Below are 19,771 nucleotides of genomic sequence, written 5' to 3'. Positions count from 1 at the left end.
GGCATGACCGTGAAATGCCTGGTGTGGGACCTCGACGGCACGCTGTGGCGGGGCACCCTGGCCGAGGGCGACGACGTCGTCGTGCCGGACGGGGTCCGGCGCGTGATCACCGAGCTGGACGCGCGCGGCGTGCTCCAGTCCGTCGCCAGCAAGAACGACCACGACCACGCGTGGGCCCGCCTCGAACAGCTCGGCCTGGCCGAGTACTTCGTGCTGCCGCGCATCGGCTGGGGACCCAAGTCCGCCTCGGTGCGCGCCATCGCGCGGGAACTGGGCTTCGCCGAGTCCGCCGTGGCGTTCGTCGACGACCAGCCCGCCGAACGCGCCGAGGTCGCCTTCCACCTGCCGCAGGTGCGCTGCTACCCCGCCGAGCAGGCCGCGCACCTGACCGGGCTGGCCGAGTTCAGCCCGCCGGTGGTCACCGAGGACTCCGCCCGCCGCAGGCGGATGTACCAGGACGGGTTCCGGCGCGACGCCGAGCGCGCCGCGTTCACCGGCCCCGACGAGGAGTTCCTGCGCACCCTGGACCTGCGCATGACCGTCGTCCGCGCCACCGAGCGGGAACTCGCCCGCGCGGCCGAGCTCACCCTGCGCACCAGCCAGATGAACGCCACCGGCGTGCCCTACGACGACGCGGCGCTGCGCCGGCTGATGACCGACCCGGCGCACGAGGTGCTGGTGGTCGGCATGTCCGACCGGTTCGGCCCGCACGGCGCGGTCGGGCTCGTGCTGCTGCGCCGGTCACCGGGCGCGTGGCACCTCAAGCTGCTCGCCACCTCGTGCCGGGTGGTGTCGTTCGGCGCGGGCGCCACCCTGCTCGACTGGCTCGCCGACCGGGCCGCGCACGCCGGCGTGCACCTGGCCGCCGACTTCCGGCCCACCGACCGCAACCGCATCATGGACGTCGCCTACCGGTTCGCCGGGTTCGACGACGAGGACTGCCCCTGCCTCGCCGGCCTCGGCCCCGCCGCCGGCGACGACGTCCGGCGGCTGCACCTGCGACCCGCGCCCCGTCCCGCGCCGCGGGTCGTGACCCTCGACGCCGTCGACCTCGCGGCCACCGGGGGCCACCGTGGCTGACCGGCTGGAGCTGACCCCGGCGCTGGCCGACTACGCGCGCGCGACGTCCCTGCGCGAGGACGACGTCCTGCGCGAGCTGCGGGAGGAGACCGCGCAGCTGCCCGGCGGCCGGTCGTTGCAGGTGATGCCCGAGGAGGGCCAGCTGCTCGGCCTGCTGGTGGGCCTGGTCGGCGCGCGGACCGTGCTGGAACTGGGCACCTACACCGGGTACAGCGCCCTGTGCATGGCCAGGGCGCTGCCCGCCGGCGGCCGGCTGGTCACCTGCGACATCACCCCCCGCTGGGCCGCGGTCGGCCGCCCGTTCTGGGCGCGGGCGGGCGTCGACGACCGGATCGACCTGCGGGTCGGCCCGGCGCTGTCCACACTGGACTCCCTGCTGGACGACGGCGCGGCGGACGCGTTCGACCTGGCGTTCATCGACGCCGACAAGGCCGGCTACCCCGCCTACTACGAGCGGTGCGTGCGGCTGGTGCGCCCGGGAGGGCTGGTGGTGCTGGACAACACGCTGTACTTCGGCCGGGTCGTCGACCCCTCGGCGACCGACCCGGACACCGAGGGCGTGCGGCGGGTCAACGCCCTCGTGCGCGACGACCCGTCCGTGGACGTCTCCCTGCTGACCGTCGCCGACGGGATGACCCTGGTGCGGCGCAGGACCTGAGGTCAGGCGTCGCGCAGCCGCACGACCAGCCCGACCATGGCGCGCACGGTGCGGAAGTTCGGCAGCCTCAGGTCCGTGCCGCCGATGGCGACGCCGTAGCGCTGCTCCAGGTGCACCACCAGCTCCATGGCGAACAACGAGGACAGGCCGCCCTCGGCGAACAGGTCGCGGGTGGCCGTCCAGCCCGCCTTCGTCCGGTTCTCCAGGAACTCGATCAGCTCCCGCTCGATGACGTCGGGTGTCGTGGAGGAGACCGTCATGTCAGCGCCTCTTCGTACTCGTAGAAACCGCGACCGCTCTTGCGGCCGTGGTGCCCGTCGCGGACCTTCGCCAGCAGCAGGTCGCACGGCCGGCTGCGCTCGTCGCCCGTGCGCCGGTGCAGCACGACCAGGGAGTCGACGAGGTTGTCGATCCCGATGAGGTCCGCGGTGCGCAGCGGACCGGTGGGGTGCCCCAGGCAGCCCCGCATCAGCGCGTCCACGTCCTCGGCCGACGCGACGCCCTCCTGCACCAGGCGCGCCGCGTCGTTGATCATCGGGTGCAGCAGCCGGCTGGTGACGAACCCCGGCGAGTCGCGCACCACGACGGGCGTGCGCCGCAGCGCGCCCAGCAGCTCCGCCACCGCCGCCACCGCGGCCGCCGCCGTGCGCGGCCCGGGCACCACCTCCACGGTGGTGATCAGGTACGCCGGGTTCATGAAGTGCGCGCCCAGCAGGTCCTCCGGCCGGGCCACCGCGCCCGCCAGCTCGTCCACCGGGATCGACGAGGTGTTCGACACCAGCGGCGTGCCGCCCGGCACGGCCGCCGACACCCGCCCCAGCACGCCCGCCTTCACCGCCGGGTCCTCCACGACCGCCTCGACCACCGCCGCCGGCGGCGGCCCCGACAGGGCGTCCTCGACGGAGGTGAGCGCGGTGAGCGGCCCCACCGGGGTGTCCGGCGGGCACGCGCCCAGCAGCGCCGCGGTCCGCAGGTGGCGGGCCACGGCGGCCCCGGCGCGGTCCAGCACGGCGCGGTCCGGGTCCACCAGGACCACCGCGAGGCCGTGCGCCAGGGCGAGCGCGGTGATGCCCGTGCCCATCACCCCGGCGCCGACGACGACGAGCGGCGGACCGGTGTCGCGTGCTGCGGCCGTCACGGGACCTCCCTGCCGGGTGGAACGGGTCGGCCGCCATGGTCGGGCACCGCCGCTATCGTCCCGATAGCGGCGCCGCCCCCGCCACGGGTGCTACGGGGACGCTATGCCGCCCGCATAACCTCCCCGACCGGCAGGCCGGGTCACCCGCGCGTCGCCCGCCCGGCCCGGCGAGCACTGGGAGAGGACGCCGTGGACACCACTCGGGCCGAGCCGATCGACTACCCCTTCAACCGCGCCGAGGACCTCGAACTCGACGAGCGCTACGCGCGGGCCCGCGCCGGCCGGACCCTGGTCCGCGTCACGATGCCCTACGGCGAGGAGTCCTGGCTCGCCACCCGCTTCGAGGACGTCCGGCTCGTGCTGGGCGACCCGAGGTTCAGCCGCGCCGCCGCGGTCGGCCGCGACGAGCCGCGCACGTCGCCGCAGACCGTCGGCGGCGACGTCATCCTGTCGATGGACCCGCCCGAGCAGACCCGCATCCGCCGCCTCGCCGCCCAGGCGTTCACCCAGCGCAACGTCGAACGCCTGCGCCCCGAGGCCCACCGGGTCGCCGACGCCCTGGTGGACCGGCTGGTCGGGCACGGCGCGCCGGCCGACCTGGTCGAGCACTTCGCGTCCCCGCTGCCGGTGACCATGATCTGCTCCCTGCTCGGCGTGCCGTCCGCCGACCGGCACCACTTCCTCGTCTGGTCGGAGGTGTTCGCCTCGGCCACCACGCTCACCGCCGAGCGGACGGCCGAGTACGTGGGGGAGCTGGGCGCCTACATGGCCGACCTGCTGCGGCAGCGCAAGGAGGAACCGGCCGACGACCTGCTCAGCGCGCTCGTGCAGGCCCGCGACGCCGACGACCGGTTCACCGACCACGAGGTGCTCAGCCTCGCCATCGTGCTGCTGGGCGCCGGGCACGAGAACATCACCAGCCAGATCCCCAACTTCACCTACACCCTGCTGCGCAACTCCGAGCAGCTCGCCGGGCTGCGGGCGCGACCGGAGCTGGTGCCCCGCGCCGTCGAGGAGCTCATGCGGTACGTGCCGCTGGGCCTCGGCCCCGTGCTGGCGCGCTACGCGCTGGAGGACGTCGAGGTCGGCGGCGTGCTGGTGCGCGCGGGCGAACCGGTGGTGGCGTCGCTGGGCTCCGCCAACCGCGACGGCGACGCGTTCGACCGCGCCGACGAGCTGGACCTGACCCGGCCGCCGACCCCGCACGTCGGGTTCGGCCACGGCCCGCACCACTGCCTGGGCGCGGCGATGGCGCGGATGGAGATGCAGGTGGCGCTGGAGGTGCTGCTCACGCGCCTGCCCGGGCTGCGGATCGCCGTGCCCGAGGAGGAGCTGGAGTGGCGCGCCGGCACGTTCATGCGCAGCGTCGCGGCCCTGCCCGTCGCCTGGTGACCCCGCCCCCGGCCCGGTCCCGCCGGGCCGGGGGCGGGGTGTTCACCAGGCCACGGGGAGCGCCTCCACACCGCGGATCAGCACGCCCTGCCGCCACACGACCTCCTCCGGCGGCACCGCCAACCGCAGGCCGGGGAAGCGGCGCACCAGCGTGCCCAGCGCCACCTGGAGGTCCAGCCGCGCCAGCTGCGCGCCGATGCAGTGGTGCGGCCCGAAGCCGAACGTCACGTGCGGGTTGTCCGCCCGCCGCAGGTCCAGCACGTCCGGGTCCGCGAACACCTCCGGGTCGTGGTTGGCCGAGGCGATGTCGGCCACCACCGTCTCACCCGCCCGCACCACCACGTCGCCGAACCGCACGTCCTCCACGGCGACCGCGCCGAACGCGCCGCCGGAGTTGATCGGCACGTAGCGCAGCAGCTCCTCCACCGCCCGGTCCACGCCCTCCGGGCGCGCCCGGAGCCCGGCCAGCTCGTCCGGCGTCGTCAGCAGCGTGTAGGTGAAGTTCAGCACCGTGTTGAGGATCGTCTCGTGCCCGCCGACCAGCAGCGCCACCGCCAGCGACGCCAGCTCCAGCTCGCTGAGCCGGTCCTCGCCGTCCACCGCGGTGACCAGCGTGCTGAGCACGTCCTCGCCCGGCCGGGCGCGCTTGGCGGCCACCAGCCCGTTCAGGTAGTCCAGGAACCGGGACATCGACTGCCGCGCCTCGTCCTCGGTGAACACCCCCGACATGATCGTCTCGGTGAGCACGCGGAAGTCGGCGCGGTCGGCGGGCGGGACGCCCAGCACCTCGCAGATCACCAGCACCGGCAGCGGTTCCGCGACGAACGCCTTCAGGTCCGCCGGGGAGCCGTGCGCGGCCATCGCGTCGAGCAGGCCGTCCACGATCTCCTGCACGCGCGGGCGCAGCCGCTCGATGCGGCGCGCGGTGAACGCCTTCGCCACGAACCGCCGCACCCTCGTGTGCGCGGCGCCGTCCATGGTCAGCACCGACCCCACGGGCGGCGCGCCCGGCACCATGCGCGGCGCGGCCCCGCCCAGCTCCGCCGAGGCGGCCCGGCTGAACCGGGGGTCGGACTGGGCCGTGCGGACCGACGCGTGCCGCAGCGCCACCCACGCGTCACCGCCGAACGGCATCCGCACCCTCGCCACCGGCGCGTCCTCGCGGGCCGCGCGGTACCACGGGTCCGCGGTCAACCGGCTGGTGTCGCCGACCGGGTACCGCGGCGTCGTCTCGTGCGTGCTCATCTGGGCTTCCTCCCGGGACGGTCGGCCCCGGGGCGGTCGGCGGGACCGTCCGCGCGTCGCCCGCGCGGCCCGCTCGCCCGGGTGGCCTCGACCCCATGGTCGGGCATCGCCACTAGCGTCCCGATAGCGCCGGACCCGACCGCGTCGTCGCTGGTGAGGCGCTATTCCGGCGCTATGCCCGCTCTTTAGCTTGGCGAGCGCCGGGAGGGCCGCGGGTCCTGCGCGGACGACCACGACGGGATGGCGGGAATGGCCGACGACGCGAAGCTGCTCGACTACCTGCGCCGCGCCACGGCCGAACTGGCCGACGCCCGCACCCGCGTGCGGGACCTGGAGGCCAGGCCGGGCGAACCCGTCGCCATCATCGGCATGGCCTGCCGGTACCCCGGCGGCGTGCGCACCCCGGAAGACCTGTGGCGGCTGGTGGCCGACGGCCGCGACGCGATCGGGCGGTGGCCCGGCGACCGCGGCTGGGACGTCGCCGGCCTGTACCGGCCCGGACCCGCCACCCCCGGCAGGTCGAGCACGCGCGAGGGCGGTTTCCTCGACGACGCGGGCGACTTCGACGCCGGGTTCTTCGGCGTCTCCCCGAACGAGGCCCTGGCCATGGACCCCCAGCAGCGGCTGGTGCTGGAGACGTCGTGGGAGGCGGTGGAACGAGCCGGCGTCGCGCCGTCCTCGGTGCGCGACAGCCGGACCGGCGTGTTCCTCGGCGCCATCGACAACGGCTACGGCTCGGCGGCGTTCGACGTGCCGCCCGGCGCGGAGGGGTTCCTGGACACCGGCCGCCACACCAGCGTCGTGTCCGGCCGGGTCGCCTACGCCCTCGGGCTGCGCGGCCCCGCCGTCACCGTCAACACCGCCTGCTCCTCCTCCCTGGTGGCCCTGCACCTCGCGGCCCGCGCGCTGCGCGCCGGCGACTGCTCGCTGGCCCTCGCCGGCGGCGTCACCGTGATGCCGGTGCCCGACCCGTTCGTGTCGTTCAGCCAACAGGGCGGCCTCGCCCCGGACGGGCGCTGCAAGGCGTTCGGCGCGGGCGCCGACGGCACCGGCTGGTCCGAGGGCGTCGGCGTGCTGCTGCTGGAACGGCTCTCCGGCGCCGTGCGCAACGGCCACCGCGTGCTGGCCGTGCTGCGGTCCAGCGCGGTCAACCAGGACGGCGCGAGCAACGGCCTGTCCGCGCCCAACGCCGCCGCGCAGCGCCAGGTCGTCCGCGACGCCCTGGCCGCCGCCGACCTCGCCCCCGCCGACGTGGACGCCGTCGAGGCGCACGGCACCGGCACGAGGCTCGGCGACCCCATCGAGGCCGCCGCGCTGCTGGCCGAGTACGGCCGCGACCGCGACCCGGGACGCCCGCTGTGGCTCGGCTCGCTCAAGTCCAACATCGGCCACACCTCCGCGGCGGCCGGCGTCGGCGGCGTGATCAAGGTCGTGCAGGCCCTGCGGCACGGCGTGCTGCCGCGCACCCTGCACGCCGACGAGCCGACCCCGTTCGCGGACTGGTCGTCCGGCGCGGTCCGGCTGCTGTCCGAGGCCCGCGACTGGCCCGCGTCGGACCGGCCGCGCCGCGCCGGCGTGTCGGCGTTCGGGATCAGCGGCACCAACGCGCACGTGATCATCGAGGAGGCGCCGGTCGAGGAGACACCGGTCGCAGGGGCACCGGTCGCGGGGGACGGGCTCGTGCCGGTGGGCGCGGGGGTCGTGCCGTGGGTCCTGTCGGCCCGGTCCGCGGCGGCCCTGCGCGACCAGGCCGCCCGGCTGTCCGCCTGGCTGCCCGGACGCGACGCGCGCCCCGCCGACGTGGCCGCGTCCCTGGCCGGGAACCGGTCGGTGTGGGAGCACCGGGCCGTCGTGGTCGGGCACGACGCGGCGGAGTTCGCGGCCCGGCTGGACCGCCTCGCCGAGGGCGCTCCCGACCCCGGTGTGGTGAGCGGGGTGGCGAAGTCGGACGGTCGGGTGGTGTTCGTGTTCCCGGGTCAGGGTTCGCAGTGGGTCGGGATGGGGCTCGGTCTGCTGGGGTCGTCGGTGGTGTTCGCGGAGCGGATGGCCGAGTGTGAGCGGGCTTTGTCGCCGTTCGTGGACTGGTCGTTGCGTGAGGCCCTGTCCGATGAGGGTTTGTTGGCTCGGGTCGATGTGGTGCAGCCGGTGCTGTGGGCGGTGATGGTGTCGCTGGCCGCGTTGTGGCGTTCGGCCGGGGTCGAGCCGTCGGTGGTGGTGGGGCATTCACAGGGGGAGATCGCGGCGGCGGTGGTGGCGGGTGCCCTGTCGCTTGAGGACGGTGCTCGGGTTGTCGTGTTGCGGAGCAAGGTGATCGGTCGGTTGGCGGGTCGTGGCGGGATGGTGTCGGTTGCGGCGTCGCTGGCCGAGGTCGAGGCGGTGCTCGGCGAGGGCGTCTCGGTCGCGGCGGTGAACGGGCCCGGATCGGTGGTCGTGTCGGGTGGGACCGAGGCGCTGGAGGACTTCGTCGCGCGGTGCGGGCTCGGCGTTCGGCGGATCGCGGTGGACTACGCCTCGCACTCGGCGGTGGTGGAGGAGATCCGCGAGGAACTGGCTGAGCTGTTGCAGGGCGTGACGCCGTTGACGCCCACGGTCCCGTGGCGTTCGACGGTCGCGGACGAAGCCGTCGCGGACGCCGACTACTGGTACCGCAACCTGCGGGACCGGGTGCGGCTCCAGGACGTCGTGGCCGGCCTGGTCGAGGACGGGTTCCGGGTGTTCGTCGAACCCAGCGCCCACCCCGTGCTGGTCCCCGCCGTCCACGACACCGCCGAACGGGCCGGCGCGGACGTCGCCGTCGTCCCCACCCTGCGCCGCGACCACGACGGGCCCGACGCCTGGGCGCTCGCCCTCGGCCACGCGTGGACCGCCGGCGCGGCCGTGGACTGGGACGCCGTGCTGCCCGCCGGCGCCGCCCGGACCGCCGACCTGCCGACCTACGCGTTCCAGCACAAGCGCTACTGGCTGCCGCTGAAGCCCACGACCCGCGACGGCGAACCGGACGACCGGCACTACGGCGTCACCTGGACGCGCCTCGCGGCACGGGCCGCCCGCCTCGACGGCACCTGGCTCGTCCTCGCCCCGCCGGACCTCGACCGGGACCTGCTCGACGCCGTCGTCCGCGCGACCGGCGGCACCGCCGCGACCGTGCCCGACGACGTCACCGACCGCGCGGCGTTCGCCGACCTGGTCACCGGCCACCTGCGCCCCGGCGCGGCCGGCGTGCTGTCCCTGCTGGCACTGGACGAGCGCCCGCACCCGGACCACCCCTTCCTGCCCCGCGGCACCGCCGGCGCGCTCCACCTCGTCCAGGCCCTGGGCGACCTCGGCGTCACCGCGCCGCTGTGGTGCGCCACCCGGGGCGCGGTCACCACCGGCGACGACGACCCCGTCACCAGCCCCGCCCAACAACTGGTCTGGGGGCTCGGCCGGGTCGCCGCGCTCGAACACCCCGACCGCTGGGGCGGCCTGGTCGACCTGCCGCCCGACCTCGACCTCACCGCACTGGCGGGCGTCCTGACCGGGGACGAGGACCAGGTCGCGCTCCGGGGGGACGGCACGCACGCCCGCCGCCTGGTCCGGACCGGACCGCCCGCCGACCTGGCCTGGCGGCCCGAGGGCACCACGCTGATCACCGGCGGCACCGGCGGCATCGGCACGCAGCTCACCGGCTGGCTGGCCGGGCGCGGCGCGCAACGGGTCGTGCTGATGAGCCGGCGCGGCGTCGCCCCGCCGGACCTCCTCGACCGGGCCGCCGCGCTCGGCACCGACGTCACGGTCCTCGCCTGCGACGTCGCCGACGCCGCCGCGCTGCACGGGGCGGTCGCCGCCCTGCGCGCCGCCGGCCACGACATCCGGACCGTGCTGCACGCCGCCGCGTCCGGTGAGCTGGTGGCCCTCGCCGACACCGACCTGGACGAGTTCGCCGCCACCGCCCGCGCCAAGCTGGCCGGGGCGCTCAACCTGCACGCCGAGTTCGGCGACGCGGCCACCGACCTCGTGCTGTTCTCCTCCATCTCCGGGGTGTGGGGCAGCGCCGTGCACGGCGCGTACGCCGCGTCGAACGCGTTCCTCGACGGCCTCGCCGAGCACCGGCGCGGGCTCGGCCTGCGCGCGACGTCCATCGCCTGGGGCATCTGGGACCCGGCCGGCGGCGGTGGCATGGCCGCCGCCCTCGCCGAGGACCGGCTGCTGGCCCAGGGCATCCCGTTCATGGACCCCGCCGCCGCGCTCGACGCCCTCGGCCGCGTCCTCGGCGGGGCCGACCCGCTGACGGTCTGCGCCGCCGTCGACTGGACCCGCTTTGCGCCGGTGTTCACCTCCGCGCGACCCAGCCCGCTGATCGCCGACCTGCCCGAGGCGCGCCGCGCGCTGGGCGCACCGGACGACGGGCCCGACGACACCGCGTCCCCGCTGCGGGACCGGCTGCGCGGCCTGCCCGCCGCCGACCGGCTCGCCGCGCTGACCGACCTCGTCCGCGAGCAGACCGCGGGCGTGCTGGGGCACGGCTCGCCCGACGAGGTCGTCGACGGCCGCGCCTTCCGCGACCTCGGGTTCGACTCGCTGACCGCGGTGTCCATGCGCGACCGCCTCACCGCCGTCACCGGCCTGCCGCTGCCGGTCACCGTCGTGTTCGACCACTCCAGCGTCGACGCCCTCGCCCGGCACCTCGACGCGCGGCTGTTCGGCGAGGCACCCGACCCGGTGCCGACCGCGGTCGGGTCGGCGGCCGACGACGACCCGGTGGTGGTCGTGGCGATGGCGTGCCGCTTCCCCGGCGACGTGCGCGGCCCCGAGGACCTGTGGCGGCTGCTCGCGGACGGCCGCGACGCCTACACCGACCTGCCGGCGGACCGCGGCTGGGACCTCGCCGACCGGTACGACCCCGACCCGGACCGGCCCGGCCGCACCTACCTGCGCGGCGGCTACTTCCTGCACGACGCCGACCGCTTCGACCCCGCGTTCTTCGGCATCTCGCCGCGCGAGGCGCTGGCCATGGACCCGCAGCAGCGGCTGGCCGTGGAACTGGCCTGGGAGTCCTTCGAACGCGCCGGCATCCCCGCCGACGACGTGCGCGGCACCCCGGTCGGCGTGTTCGTCGGCGCGGCCTACCAGGGCTACGGCGGCGACCCGGCCCAGGCCGACCCGTCCGTCGAGACCCACATCGTCGCCGGCATCTCCACCAGCGTGCTGTCCGGGCGGGTGGCCTACGCGTTCGGGCTGGAGGGCCCGGCGATCACCGTCGACACCGCCTGCTCCTCCGGGCTGGTGGCGCTGCACCTGGCGGCGCGGTCCGTGCGGTCCGGCGAGTCCTCGCTCGCGCTCGCCGGCGGCGTCACGGTGATGGGCGCGCCGCTGGCGTTCGGCACCTACAGCCGGCAGCGGGCACTGGCCGTCGACGGCCGCTCCAAGGCGTTCGCGGCCGGGGCGGACGGGTTCGGCATCGGCGAGGGCGCCGGGTTCGTGCTGCTGGAACGGCTGTCGACGGCCCGCGCGGCCGGCCGGCGCGTGCTCGCCGTGCTCCGGTCCACCGCGGTCAACTCCGACGGCGCCAGCAACGGCCTCACCGCCCCGAACGGCCTGGCGCAGCAACGCGTCCTCAGCGCCGCCCTGGCCGCCGCCGGCCTGGCCCCGGACGACGTGGACGTGGTCGAGGCGCACGGCACCGGCACGCGGCTCGGCGACCCGATCGAGGCGCGGGCCGTGCAGGCCGTCTACGGCCGGGACCGGACCCGCCCCCTGCTGCTCGGCTCGGTGAAGTCGAACATCGGCCACACCCAGGCCGCGTCCGGCCTGGCCGGCGTGATCAAGATGGTCCTGGCGCTCGACCGCGGCGTGGTGCCGCGCACCCTGCACGCGGGCACGCCGTCGCCGTTCGTGGACTGGGCGTCCGCGCCGGTCGAGCTGGCCACCGAGGCCCGCCCGTGGGAGACCGGCGGCCGGCCGCGCCGCGCCGGGGTGTCGGCGTTCGGGCTGAGCGGCACCAACGCGCACGTGATCCTGGAACAGGCCGCCGACGCGGTCGCCGCTCCCGAGCCGGAGGCCGGCCCGGTGGCGTGGCTGCTGTCCGCGCGCACCCCCGAGGCCCTGCGCGAGCAGGCCGCGCGGCTGCTGCCCGAGGTCGGCTCCCTGGACCCGGTGGACGTCGCCTGGTCCCTGGCGACCACCCGGAGCGCGTTCGAGCACTGCGCCGCCGTGGTCGGCGGGGACCCCGGGACGCTGACCGCCGGGCTGCGCGCCGTGGCCGCCGGCGAACCGGCCGCGGGCGTGGTGCGCGGTGTCGCCGGCAGGCCCGGCCGGACCGCGTTCGTGTTCCCCGGGCAGGGCGTCGAGTGGCCCGCCATGGGGGTGGAGCTGGCCGCCGCGCACCCCGTGTTCGCGGACCGGCTGCGCGAGTGCGAGCGGGCGCTGCGACCGCACGTGGACTGGTCGCTGGCCGACGTGCTGCGCGACCCGGTGGCGCTGGAGCGGGTGGACGTCGTGCAACCGGCGCTGTTCGCGGTCATGGTGTCGCTGGCCGCGCTGTGGCGCTCGTGGGGCGTGCGGCCGGACGCGGTCGTGGGGCACTCGCAGGGCGAGATCGCCGCGGCCTGCGTCGCGGGCGCGCTGACCCTGGAGGACGCGGCGACCGTCGTGGCGCTGCGCAGCCGGGCGCTGCGGAGCACGACCGGCACCGGCGGCATGGTCCTCGTGCTCCGGCCGCACGACGAGGTCCGCGAGCGGATCGCGCCCTGGCCGGGCCTGTCGGTGGCCGCGGTCAACGGGGAGGCCGCGGTGACCGTCGCGGGCGACGCCGCGGCGGTGCACGCGTTCAGCGCGGCCCTGGCGCGCGACGGCGTGTGGCGGTGGGTCGTGCCCGGGGTGGGGTTCGCCGCGCACTCGCCGCAGGTCGAGCCCCTGCGCGACGGGCTGCTGACCGCGCTGGCCGGCATCCGGCCCCGCCCCGCCGAGGTGCCGTTCTACTCCGCGGTGACCGGCGCGCGGCTCGACACCGCCGTGCTGGACGCCGGGTACTGGTACGACAACCTGCGCCGTCCGGTCGACTTCCTCGGCGCGGTGCGGTCGCTGCTCGCCGACGGGCACCGGTCGTTCGTCGAGTGCAGCGCCCACCCGGCGCTGGTGACGAACGTCGAGGAGATCGCCGGGCGGTCCGACGAGGCGGTGACCGCGGTGGGGTCGCTGCGCCGCGACGACGGCGGCGCGGACCGGCTGCTCACCTCCCTGGCCGGCCTGCACGTGCGCGGCGCGGCGGTGGACTGGCCGGCGGCCCTGCCGACCGGCCGGCCGGTGCCGCTGCCCACCTACCCCTTCCAGCGGCAGAGCTTCTGGCTGCCCCCTCGCCACGCCGCCCGGGACACCGAGGGGGCGGACCGGGTGGTCGACCCCTGGCGCTACCGGGTCGAGTGGCAGCCGCTGGAGCTGCCGGCGGGCCGCCTGTCCGGCACCTGGCTGGTGCTCCTGCCCGCCGGGGGCGGCACGACGCCGATCCCGGGCGCCCTGCGCGACCGGGGCGCGTCCGTGGTCACCGTCGAGGTCGGGCCCGACCGCGCGACCACCGCCGACCGCGTCCGCGCCGCCGCCGACGCCCCCGCCGGCGTCCTCTCCCTCTGCTCGCTCGACCACGCCGGACCCGAGGACGGACTCCTGCGCGCCGTCGCCGTCGTGCGGGCGCTCGCCGACGCCGGCGTCACCGCGCCGCTGTGGTGGGCCACCCGCGACGCGGTGCCGGTCGGGTCCCCGGTGGACCCCGCGCAGACCGCGCTCTGGGGGTTCGGCGTCGTCGCCGGCGTCGAGGACCCCCGCCGGTGGGCGGGCCTGCTCGACCTGCCGTCCGACGTGGACGGCGCGATCGCCGACCGGGTCGTGGACGTCCTCGCCCAGACCGCCGAGGACGAGGTCGCCGTGCGGGCCTCCGGGGTGTCCGGGCGTCGCCTGCGCCGCGTCCCGCCCGCCCCCGACGGCCCGGCGTGGCACGCCGACGGCACCGTGCTCGTCACCGGCGGCACGGGGGCGCTCGGCGGCCTGGTCGCCCGGTGGCTGGCCGGGCTCGGCGCGCGGCACCTGCTGCTGGCCGGCCGCCGCGGGCCCGACGCGCCCGGCGCCGCCGACCTCGCGCGCGACCTCGAAGCGCTCGGCGCGCGGGTCACCGTCGTGGCCTGCGACGCCGCCGACCGCGACCGGCTGGCCGAGGTGCTGGCCGCCGTCCCGGACGACGCGCCGCTCACCGCCGTGTTCCACCTCGCCGGCGTCCTGGACGACTCGGTCGTCGGCGCGGTCACCCCCGAGCGGGCGCTGGGGGTGCTGCGGCCCAAGGTGGCCGGCGCCCGGAACCTGCACGAGCTGACCCGCGACCTCGACCTGTCCGCGTTCGTGCTGTTCTCCTCCCTCGCCGCCACCCTCGGCGGCCCCGGCCAGGCGGTCTACGCGGCGGCCAACGCCTACCTCGACGGCCTCGCCCGGCACCGCCGCGCGGCCGGGCTGCCCGCGACCTCCGCCGGCTGGGGCCTGTGGGACGCCGACGGCCCGGCCGGCGGCGCGGTGGGGGAGCGGATCGCCCGCGACGGCCTGCCCGCCATGCCCCCGGAGCGGGCGCTGGCCGCGCTGCGCCGCACCCTCGCCCTCGGCGACGCCCACGTGGTGATCGGCGACGTCGACTGGCCCCGCTACGCGAAGGTCCGCGCGACGGCCCGCCCGAGCCGGGTGTTCGCCGACCTGCCGGAGGCGGCCCCGGCCGGCGCGGGGGAGACCGCGCTGACCGCCGTGGCCGCCGCCGAACGGGGCCGGGTGCTGCTGGACCTGGTCCGCACCGCCGTCGCCGACGTCCTCGGCCACGCCGACCCCGCCGCGGTGGACGTGCACCGCGCCTTCCAGGACCTCGGCTTCGACTCGGTCACCGCGGTGGAGCTGCGCAACCGCCTGGCCGAGCGCACCGGCCTGGCGCTGTCGGTGACCCTGGTGTTCGACCACCCGTCCGTCGAGGCCCTCGTCGCGCACCTGCGGGACGGCCTGGCCGGCGACGACGGACCCGCGGCCCCCGCCGTCGTCGCCGCGGCCGTCGCCGACGACCCCGTCGCGATCGTGTCGATGAGCTGCCGGTTCCCCGGCGGCGTGGACAGCCCGGAGCGGTTCTGGGACCTGCTCGACAGCGGCACGGACGCCATCTCCGACTTCCCCGCCGACCGCGGCTGGGACCTGGCCCGCCTGTTCGGCGACCGCGCCGGCCAGACGACCGCGCGGCAGGGCGGGTTCCTGCACGACGCCGCCGACTTCGACCCCGGCTTCTTCGGCATCTCGCCGCGCGAGGCGCTCACCGTGGACCCGCAGCAGCGGCTGCTGCTGGAGGCCGCGTGGGAGGCGCTGGAGCGCGCCGGCATCGACCCGGCGTCCCTGCGCGGCAGCGACACCGGCGTCTACATCGGCTCCAGCCACCACGAGTACGGCTCGCGCCTGACCGACCCGCCCGAGGAGTACGAGGGCTACCTGGGCATCGGCAGCGCGGGCAGCGTCGCCTCCGGCCGCATCTCCTACGTGCTCGGCTTGGAGGGCCCCGCCGTCACGGTGGACACCGCCTGCTCGTCGTCGCTGGTCGCGCTGCACACGGCGGTCCGCTCCCTGCGGTCCGGCGAATCGGCGCTCGCCCTCGTCGGCGGGGCCACCGTGATGGCCACGCCCACCACGTTCGTCGAGTTCAGCAGGCAGGCCGGGCTCGCCGCGGACAGCCGGTGCAAGCCGTTCTCGGCGAGCGCCGACGGCACCGCGTGGGGCGAGGGCATCGGCCTGGTGCTGCTGGAACGGCTGTCCGACGCCCGCCGCAACGGCCACCCCGTGCTGGCCCTGGTGCGCGGCACCGCCGTCAACCAGGACGGCGCGTCCAACGGCCTGACCGCGCCCAACGGGCCGTCGCAGCAGCGCGTCATCCGCGCCGCCCTGGCCGACGCCGGGCTCGACGCGGGCGACGTGGACGTGGTCGAGGCGCACGGCACCGGCACGAGGCTCGGCGACCCCATCGAGGCGCAGGCGCTGATCGCCGCCTACGGCCGCCGCCGCGACCACCCGCTGCTGGTCGGTTCGGTGAAGTCCAACATCGGCCACACCCAGGCCGCCGCCGGCGTCGCCGGGATCATCAAGGTGGTGCTCGCGCTGCGGCACGGCGTGCTGCCCCCGACGCTGCACTTCGACGCGCCCAGCCCGCACGTCGACTGGACGGCCGGGTCGGTGCGGGTGGTCACCGAGCGGACGCCGTGGCCCGCCGTCGACCGGCCCCGCCGCGCCGGGGTGTCCGGCTTCGGCGTCAGCGGCACCAACGCGCACGTCGTCGTCGAACAGGCCCCCGACCTGCCCGCGACCGTCCCGGCGACGCCCGGCCCGCCCGGCACGGTGGTGTGGCCGCTGTCCGCGCACGACCCGGCCGCGCTGCGCGCCCAGGCCGCCCGGCTGCGCGACGCCCTGGCCGGCCGGGACCTCGACCCCGTCGACGTCGGCTTCTCGCTGGCCACCACCCGCGCCGCCCTCGACCACCGCGCCGCGGTCGTCGGCGGCGACCGCGCCGAGCTGCTCGCCGGGCTGACCGCCCTCGCCGAGCGCGGCGACGACTGGGACGGGGTGCGGGCGGTCGCCGCGCGCACCGGCCGCACCGCGTTCCTGTTCCCCGGCCAGGGCAGCCAGCGGCCCGGCACGGGCGCCGGGCTGCACGCGGCGTTCCCGGCCTACGCGGAGGCGTTCGACCGCGCGTGCGCGGCGTTCGACCCGCTGCTGGACCGGCCGCTGCGCGACGTCGTGCTGGGGGCGGACGCGGCGGCGCTGGACCGCACCGAGTACGCCCAGCCCGCGCTGTTCGCCGTCGAGGTCGCCCTGTTCCGGCTGCTGGAGCACCGGGGCGTCACGCCGGACCTCCTGCTCGGCCACTCCGTCGGCGAGCTGTCCGCCGCGCACGTGGCCGGCGTGTTCTCCCTCGCCGACGCGGCCACCCTGGTCGCCGCGCGGGGCCGGCTGATGCAGTCGGCCCGCGCCGACGGCCTGATGGTGTCGCTGCGGGCGACCGAGGACGAGGTGGCCGCAGAACTGGGCGCGGGGGCGTCCATCGCCGCGGTCAACGGCCCCGCCTCCACCGTCGTGTCCGGCGACGAGGACGAGGTGCTGCGCGTCGCCGCCCACTTCGGGGCGCTGGGCCGCCGGGTGAAGCGGCTGCGCACGAGCCACGCGTTCCACTCGCCGCACCTCGACGGGGTGCTCGCCGCGTTCCGCGAGGTCGCCGCGGGCGTGGCGATGCGCCCGCCGCGGCTGCCGGTCGTCTCCGGCGTCACCGGCGAGGTCGCCGACGACGCCCTCACCACCCCCGACCACTGGGTCGAGCACGCCCGCCGCGCCGTCCGGTTCGGCGACGGCGTCGCGGCGCTGGCCCGCGCGGGCGTCACCACGTTCCTCGAACTCGGGCCCGGCGCCCCGCTGTCCGCGCTGGTGCCCGACTGCCTGCCCGACGACGGCGTGGACCGCGCCGCCATCCCGCTGCTGGACCGCCGCCACCCGGAGGAGCGCTCCGTGGTGACCGCGCTGGCCCACGCCCACGCCCGCGGCGTCCGGGTCGACCCGGCGGCGTCGCCCGGCCGCCGCGTCGACCTGCCCACCTACGCCTTCCAGCGCCGCCGCTTCTGGCTGGACGCCCCGCCCGGCGGGCGCGGCGCGTCGGGCGGGGCGGCGGCGGTCGGGCTCGACCCGGTCGGGCACCCGCTGCTCGGCGCGGCCACCGAGCTGCCCGACACCGGCGGCCACCTGTTCTCCGCCCGCGTCGGCACCGACGCGCAGCCGTGGCTGGCCGACCACGCCGTGTTCGGCGCCGCCGTGTTCCCGGCGACCGCGTTCCTGGAGCTGGCCGTCCGCGCCGGCGACGGGACCGGCTGCCCGCGCGTGGCCGAGCTGACCCTGGAGGCCCCGCTCACCCTGCCCGCGTCCGGCGGCGCGGACCTGCGGCTGACCGCGTCCGCGCCCGACGAGGCGGGCCGGCGGTCCCTCGGCGTGCACGCCCGCACCGAGCCCGGCGGCCCCTGGACGCGGCACGCCTCCGCCGTGCTCACCGGCCCGCTGCCGGCACCCGGTCCCGATCCCGACCTGGCCCAGTGGCCGCCGCCCGGCGCGGAGCCGGTGGACGTCACCGGCCTCTACGACCGGCTCGACGCGGGCGGCTTCGCCTACGGGCCCGCGTTCCGGGGGCTGCGCGCGGTGTGGCGGCGCGGGGACGAGGTGTTCGCCGAGGCCCGCCTGCCCGACGAGCGGCTGCCGGAGGCGGCGGCGTTCGCCCTGCACCCGGCGCTGCTGGACAGCGCGCTGCACGCCCTCGCCTTCGGCGTCCTGGCCGGGCGCGGCGGCGGCTGGTTGCCGTTCGCGCTGACCGGCGTCCAGGTGCACGCCTCCGGCGCGGGGGAGGTGCGGCTGCGGCTCGTGCCGTCCGGGCCCGACGCGGCGGCCGTGCGGATCGTGGACACCGCGGGCCTGCCCGTCGCCGACATCGACTCCATCGTGCTGCGGCCCGCGTCGCCCGACCGGGTGCGGCCCGCCGTGCGCGACCCGCTGTACCGGATGGTGTGGCCGGAGCCGGCCGCCGGCGTCGCCGGCGGTGGTGGCGGTGGTGGCGGCGGGGACCGCGTGGTCGTCCGGGACGTGCCCCGGACCGCCGCGCCCGCCGACCTGCCCGCCGCCGTGCACGAGGCCGTCACCCGGACGCTGGCGCTGCTGCGGGACTGGCTGGCCGACCCGGGCCGGGCCGACTCGCGGCTGGTGCTCGTCACGCACGGCGCGGTCCCGGTCGAGGCGGACGACGACGTGCCCGACCTCGTGCACGCCGCCCTGTGGGGCCTGCTGCGCACCGCGCAGACCGAGCACCCCGGCCGGTTCGCGCTGGTCGACACCGACGACCACCCCGCGTCCGCCGCCGCCCTCGCCGCGGCCGTCGCCGGCGGCGAACCGCAGGTCGCGCTGCGCGGGGGCGTCGTGCGCGCGGCCCGCTGGACGCGCGCCGCGGCGACCGCCGGGGACCCGGCGTGGGACGTCGACGGCACCGTGCTGATCACCGGCGGCACCGGCGGCATCGGGGCCGAGGTCGCCCGCCACCTGGTGACCGCGCACGGCGTCCGGCACCTCGTGCTGGTCAGCCGGAGCGGCCCCGACGCCGAGGGCGCGGCCGAGCTGGCCGCCGGGCTGGACGCCGACGTGCGCCTCGTCGCCTGCGACGTCGCCGACCGCGCCGCGCTGGCCGCCCTGGTGGGCTCCCTGCCCGCGGACCGCCCGCTGGCCGGGGTCGTGCACTGCGCGGGCGTCGTCGCGGACGGCCTGCTGGAGACCCTCACCGACGAGCAGGTCGCCGCCGCGCTGCGGCCCAAGGTGGACGCCGCCGTCCACCTGCACGAGCTGACCGCGCCCCTGCGGCCCGCCCGGTTCGTGCTGTTCTCGTCGATCGCGGCGGCGTTCGGCGGCGCGGCGCAGGGCAACTACGCCGCCGGCAACGCGTTCCTCGACGCCCTGGCCCACCACCGCCGCGCCGCCGGGCTGCCCGCCGTGTCGATCCAGTGGGGCCTGTGGGCCACCGAGCGGGGCATGAGCGGCAGGCTCACCGACGCCGACCGGCGTCGCATCGCCTGGGGCGGCGTCGTGCCGTTCACCGCGGCCGAGGGCCTGGCCCTGTTCGACCGGGCGGTGGCCGCCGACCAGCCGGTCGTGGCGCCGCTGCGGCTGGACACCGCAGCCCTGGCCGGGCAGGAGGTGCCGGCGTTCCTGCGCGACGTCGTGCCCGCCGCGACCCGGCCGACCGCCACCGCACCCGGCCGGGACCCCGCCGGACCGGCGCGGCTGCGCACCCTGCCGCCCGACCGCCGCCGCCGCGCGCTGCTCGACCTGGTGCGCACGCACGTCGGCACGGTGCTGGGCACGCCGGGCACCGCGTTCCCCGCCGCCAAGGGGCTGCTGGACCTCGGGTTCGACTCGCTGACCGCGGTCGAGCTGCGCAACCGGCTCGCCGCCGCCACCGGCCTGCGGCTGCCCGCCACGCTCCTGTTCGACCACCCCACGGCCGGCGCGATCGCCGGGCACCTCGCCGAGGAGCTGGCGCCCCCCGACCCGGCACCCGCCGGGCCGGCGACCGGGTCGGCACCGGCCGTCGACGTGCTGGACGTCAACGTGCTGGACGTCGCCACCGACGACGAGCTGTTCGAGCTGATCGACGACGAACTCGGCACGGCGTGACGCCTGCCCGCGAGGTGACGACGGTGAGG

6 protein-coding genes and 1 pseudogene are annotated in these 19,771 nt (G+C 77.4%); 4 read left to right on the top strand and 3 right to left on the bottom strand.

Annotation, left to right across the window (positions count from 1 at the left end; translation table 11 throughout):
• Positions 1-3 precede the first annotated feature (3 nt).
• Positions 4-1,080, top strand: coding sequence for an HAD-IIIC family phosphatase (locus ACRAKJ_RS21920; protein ID WP_438922650.1), 1,077 nt, complete (start codon positions 4-6; stop codon positions 1,078-1,080).
• Complete coding sequence (locus tag ACRAKJ_RS21915) at positions 1,073-1,738, top strand: class I SAM-dependent methyltransferase (RefSeq protein ID WP_438922649.1); 666 nt, start codon at positions 1,073-1,075, stop codon at positions 1,736-1,738. Before ACRAKJ_RS21920 ends, ACRAKJ_RS21915 begins: the two co-directional genes overlap by 8 nt.
• 2 nt (positions 1,739-1,740) lie before the next feature.
• On the opposite strand, the gene ACRAKJ_RS21910 is transcribed toward ACRAKJ_RS21915, so the two are convergent.
• Positions 1,741-1,998 carry a phosphopantetheine-binding protein gene (locus ACRAKJ_RS21910; protein WP_438922648.1) on the bottom strand — a complete coding sequence of 86 codons (258 nt, stop codon included), beginning with the start codon at positions 1,996-1,998 and terminating at the stop codon, positions 1,741-1,743.
• Positions 1,995-2,876, bottom strand: coding sequence for a 3-hydroxyacyl-CoA dehydrogenase NAD-binding domain-containing protein (locus ACRAKJ_RS21905; protein WP_438922647.1), 882 nt, complete (start codon positions 2,874-2,876; stop codon positions 1,995-1,997). Before ACRAKJ_RS21905 ends, ACRAKJ_RS21910 begins: the two co-directional genes overlap by 4 nt.
• A gap of 189 nt (positions 2,877-3,065) precedes the next feature.
• Between ACRAKJ_RS21905 and ACRAKJ_RS21900 the strand changes: the two genes are divergently transcribed.
• A complete protein-coding gene (locus tag ACRAKJ_RS21900) occupies positions 3,066-4,268 on the top strand; it encodes a cytochrome P450 (RefSeq protein WP_447008641.1) in 1,203 nt (400 codons plus the stop codon).
• A 42-nt stretch (positions 4,269-4,310) separates the two neighbouring features.
• Here the strand turns inward: ACRAKJ_RS21900 and ACRAKJ_RS21895 are convergent, their stop codons facing one another.
• A complete protein-coding gene (locus ACRAKJ_RS21895) occupies positions 4,311-5,513 on the bottom strand; it encodes a cytochrome P450 (RefSeq protein WP_447008640.1) in 1,203 nt (400 codons plus the stop codon).
• A gap of 264 nt (positions 5,514-5,777) precedes the next feature.
• Between ACRAKJ_RS21895 and ACRAKJ_RS21890 the strand changes: the two are divergent.
• A pseudogene (locus tag ACRAKJ_RS21890) lies at positions 5,778-19,742 on the top strand (SDR family NAD(P)-dependent oxidoreductase); the annotation flags it as partial.
• Between the last annotated feature and the right edge of the window lie 29 nt (positions 19,743-19,771).

Source organism: Saccharothrix sp. DSM 118769, from assembly GCF_052936295.1.
The sequence above is the reverse complement of the archived record's forward strand: the minus strand, read 5'-3'. Positions and strand labels throughout refer to the sequence as shown.

Excerpts from the sequence above, each read along its gene's own strand:
- ACRAKJ_RS21920 (WP_438922650.1), top strand. The coding sequence starts at position 4 with ATGACCGTGAAATGCCTGGTGTGGGACCTCGACGGCACGCTGTGGCGG.
- ACRAKJ_RS21910 (WP_438922648.1), bottom strand. The coding sequence starts at position 1,998 with ATGACGGTCTCCTCCACGACACCCGACGTCATCGAGCGGGAGCTGATC.
- ACRAKJ_RS21895 (WP_447008640.1), bottom strand. The coding sequence starts at position 5,513 with ATGAGCACGCACGAGACGACGCCGCGGTACCCGGTCGGCGACACCAGC.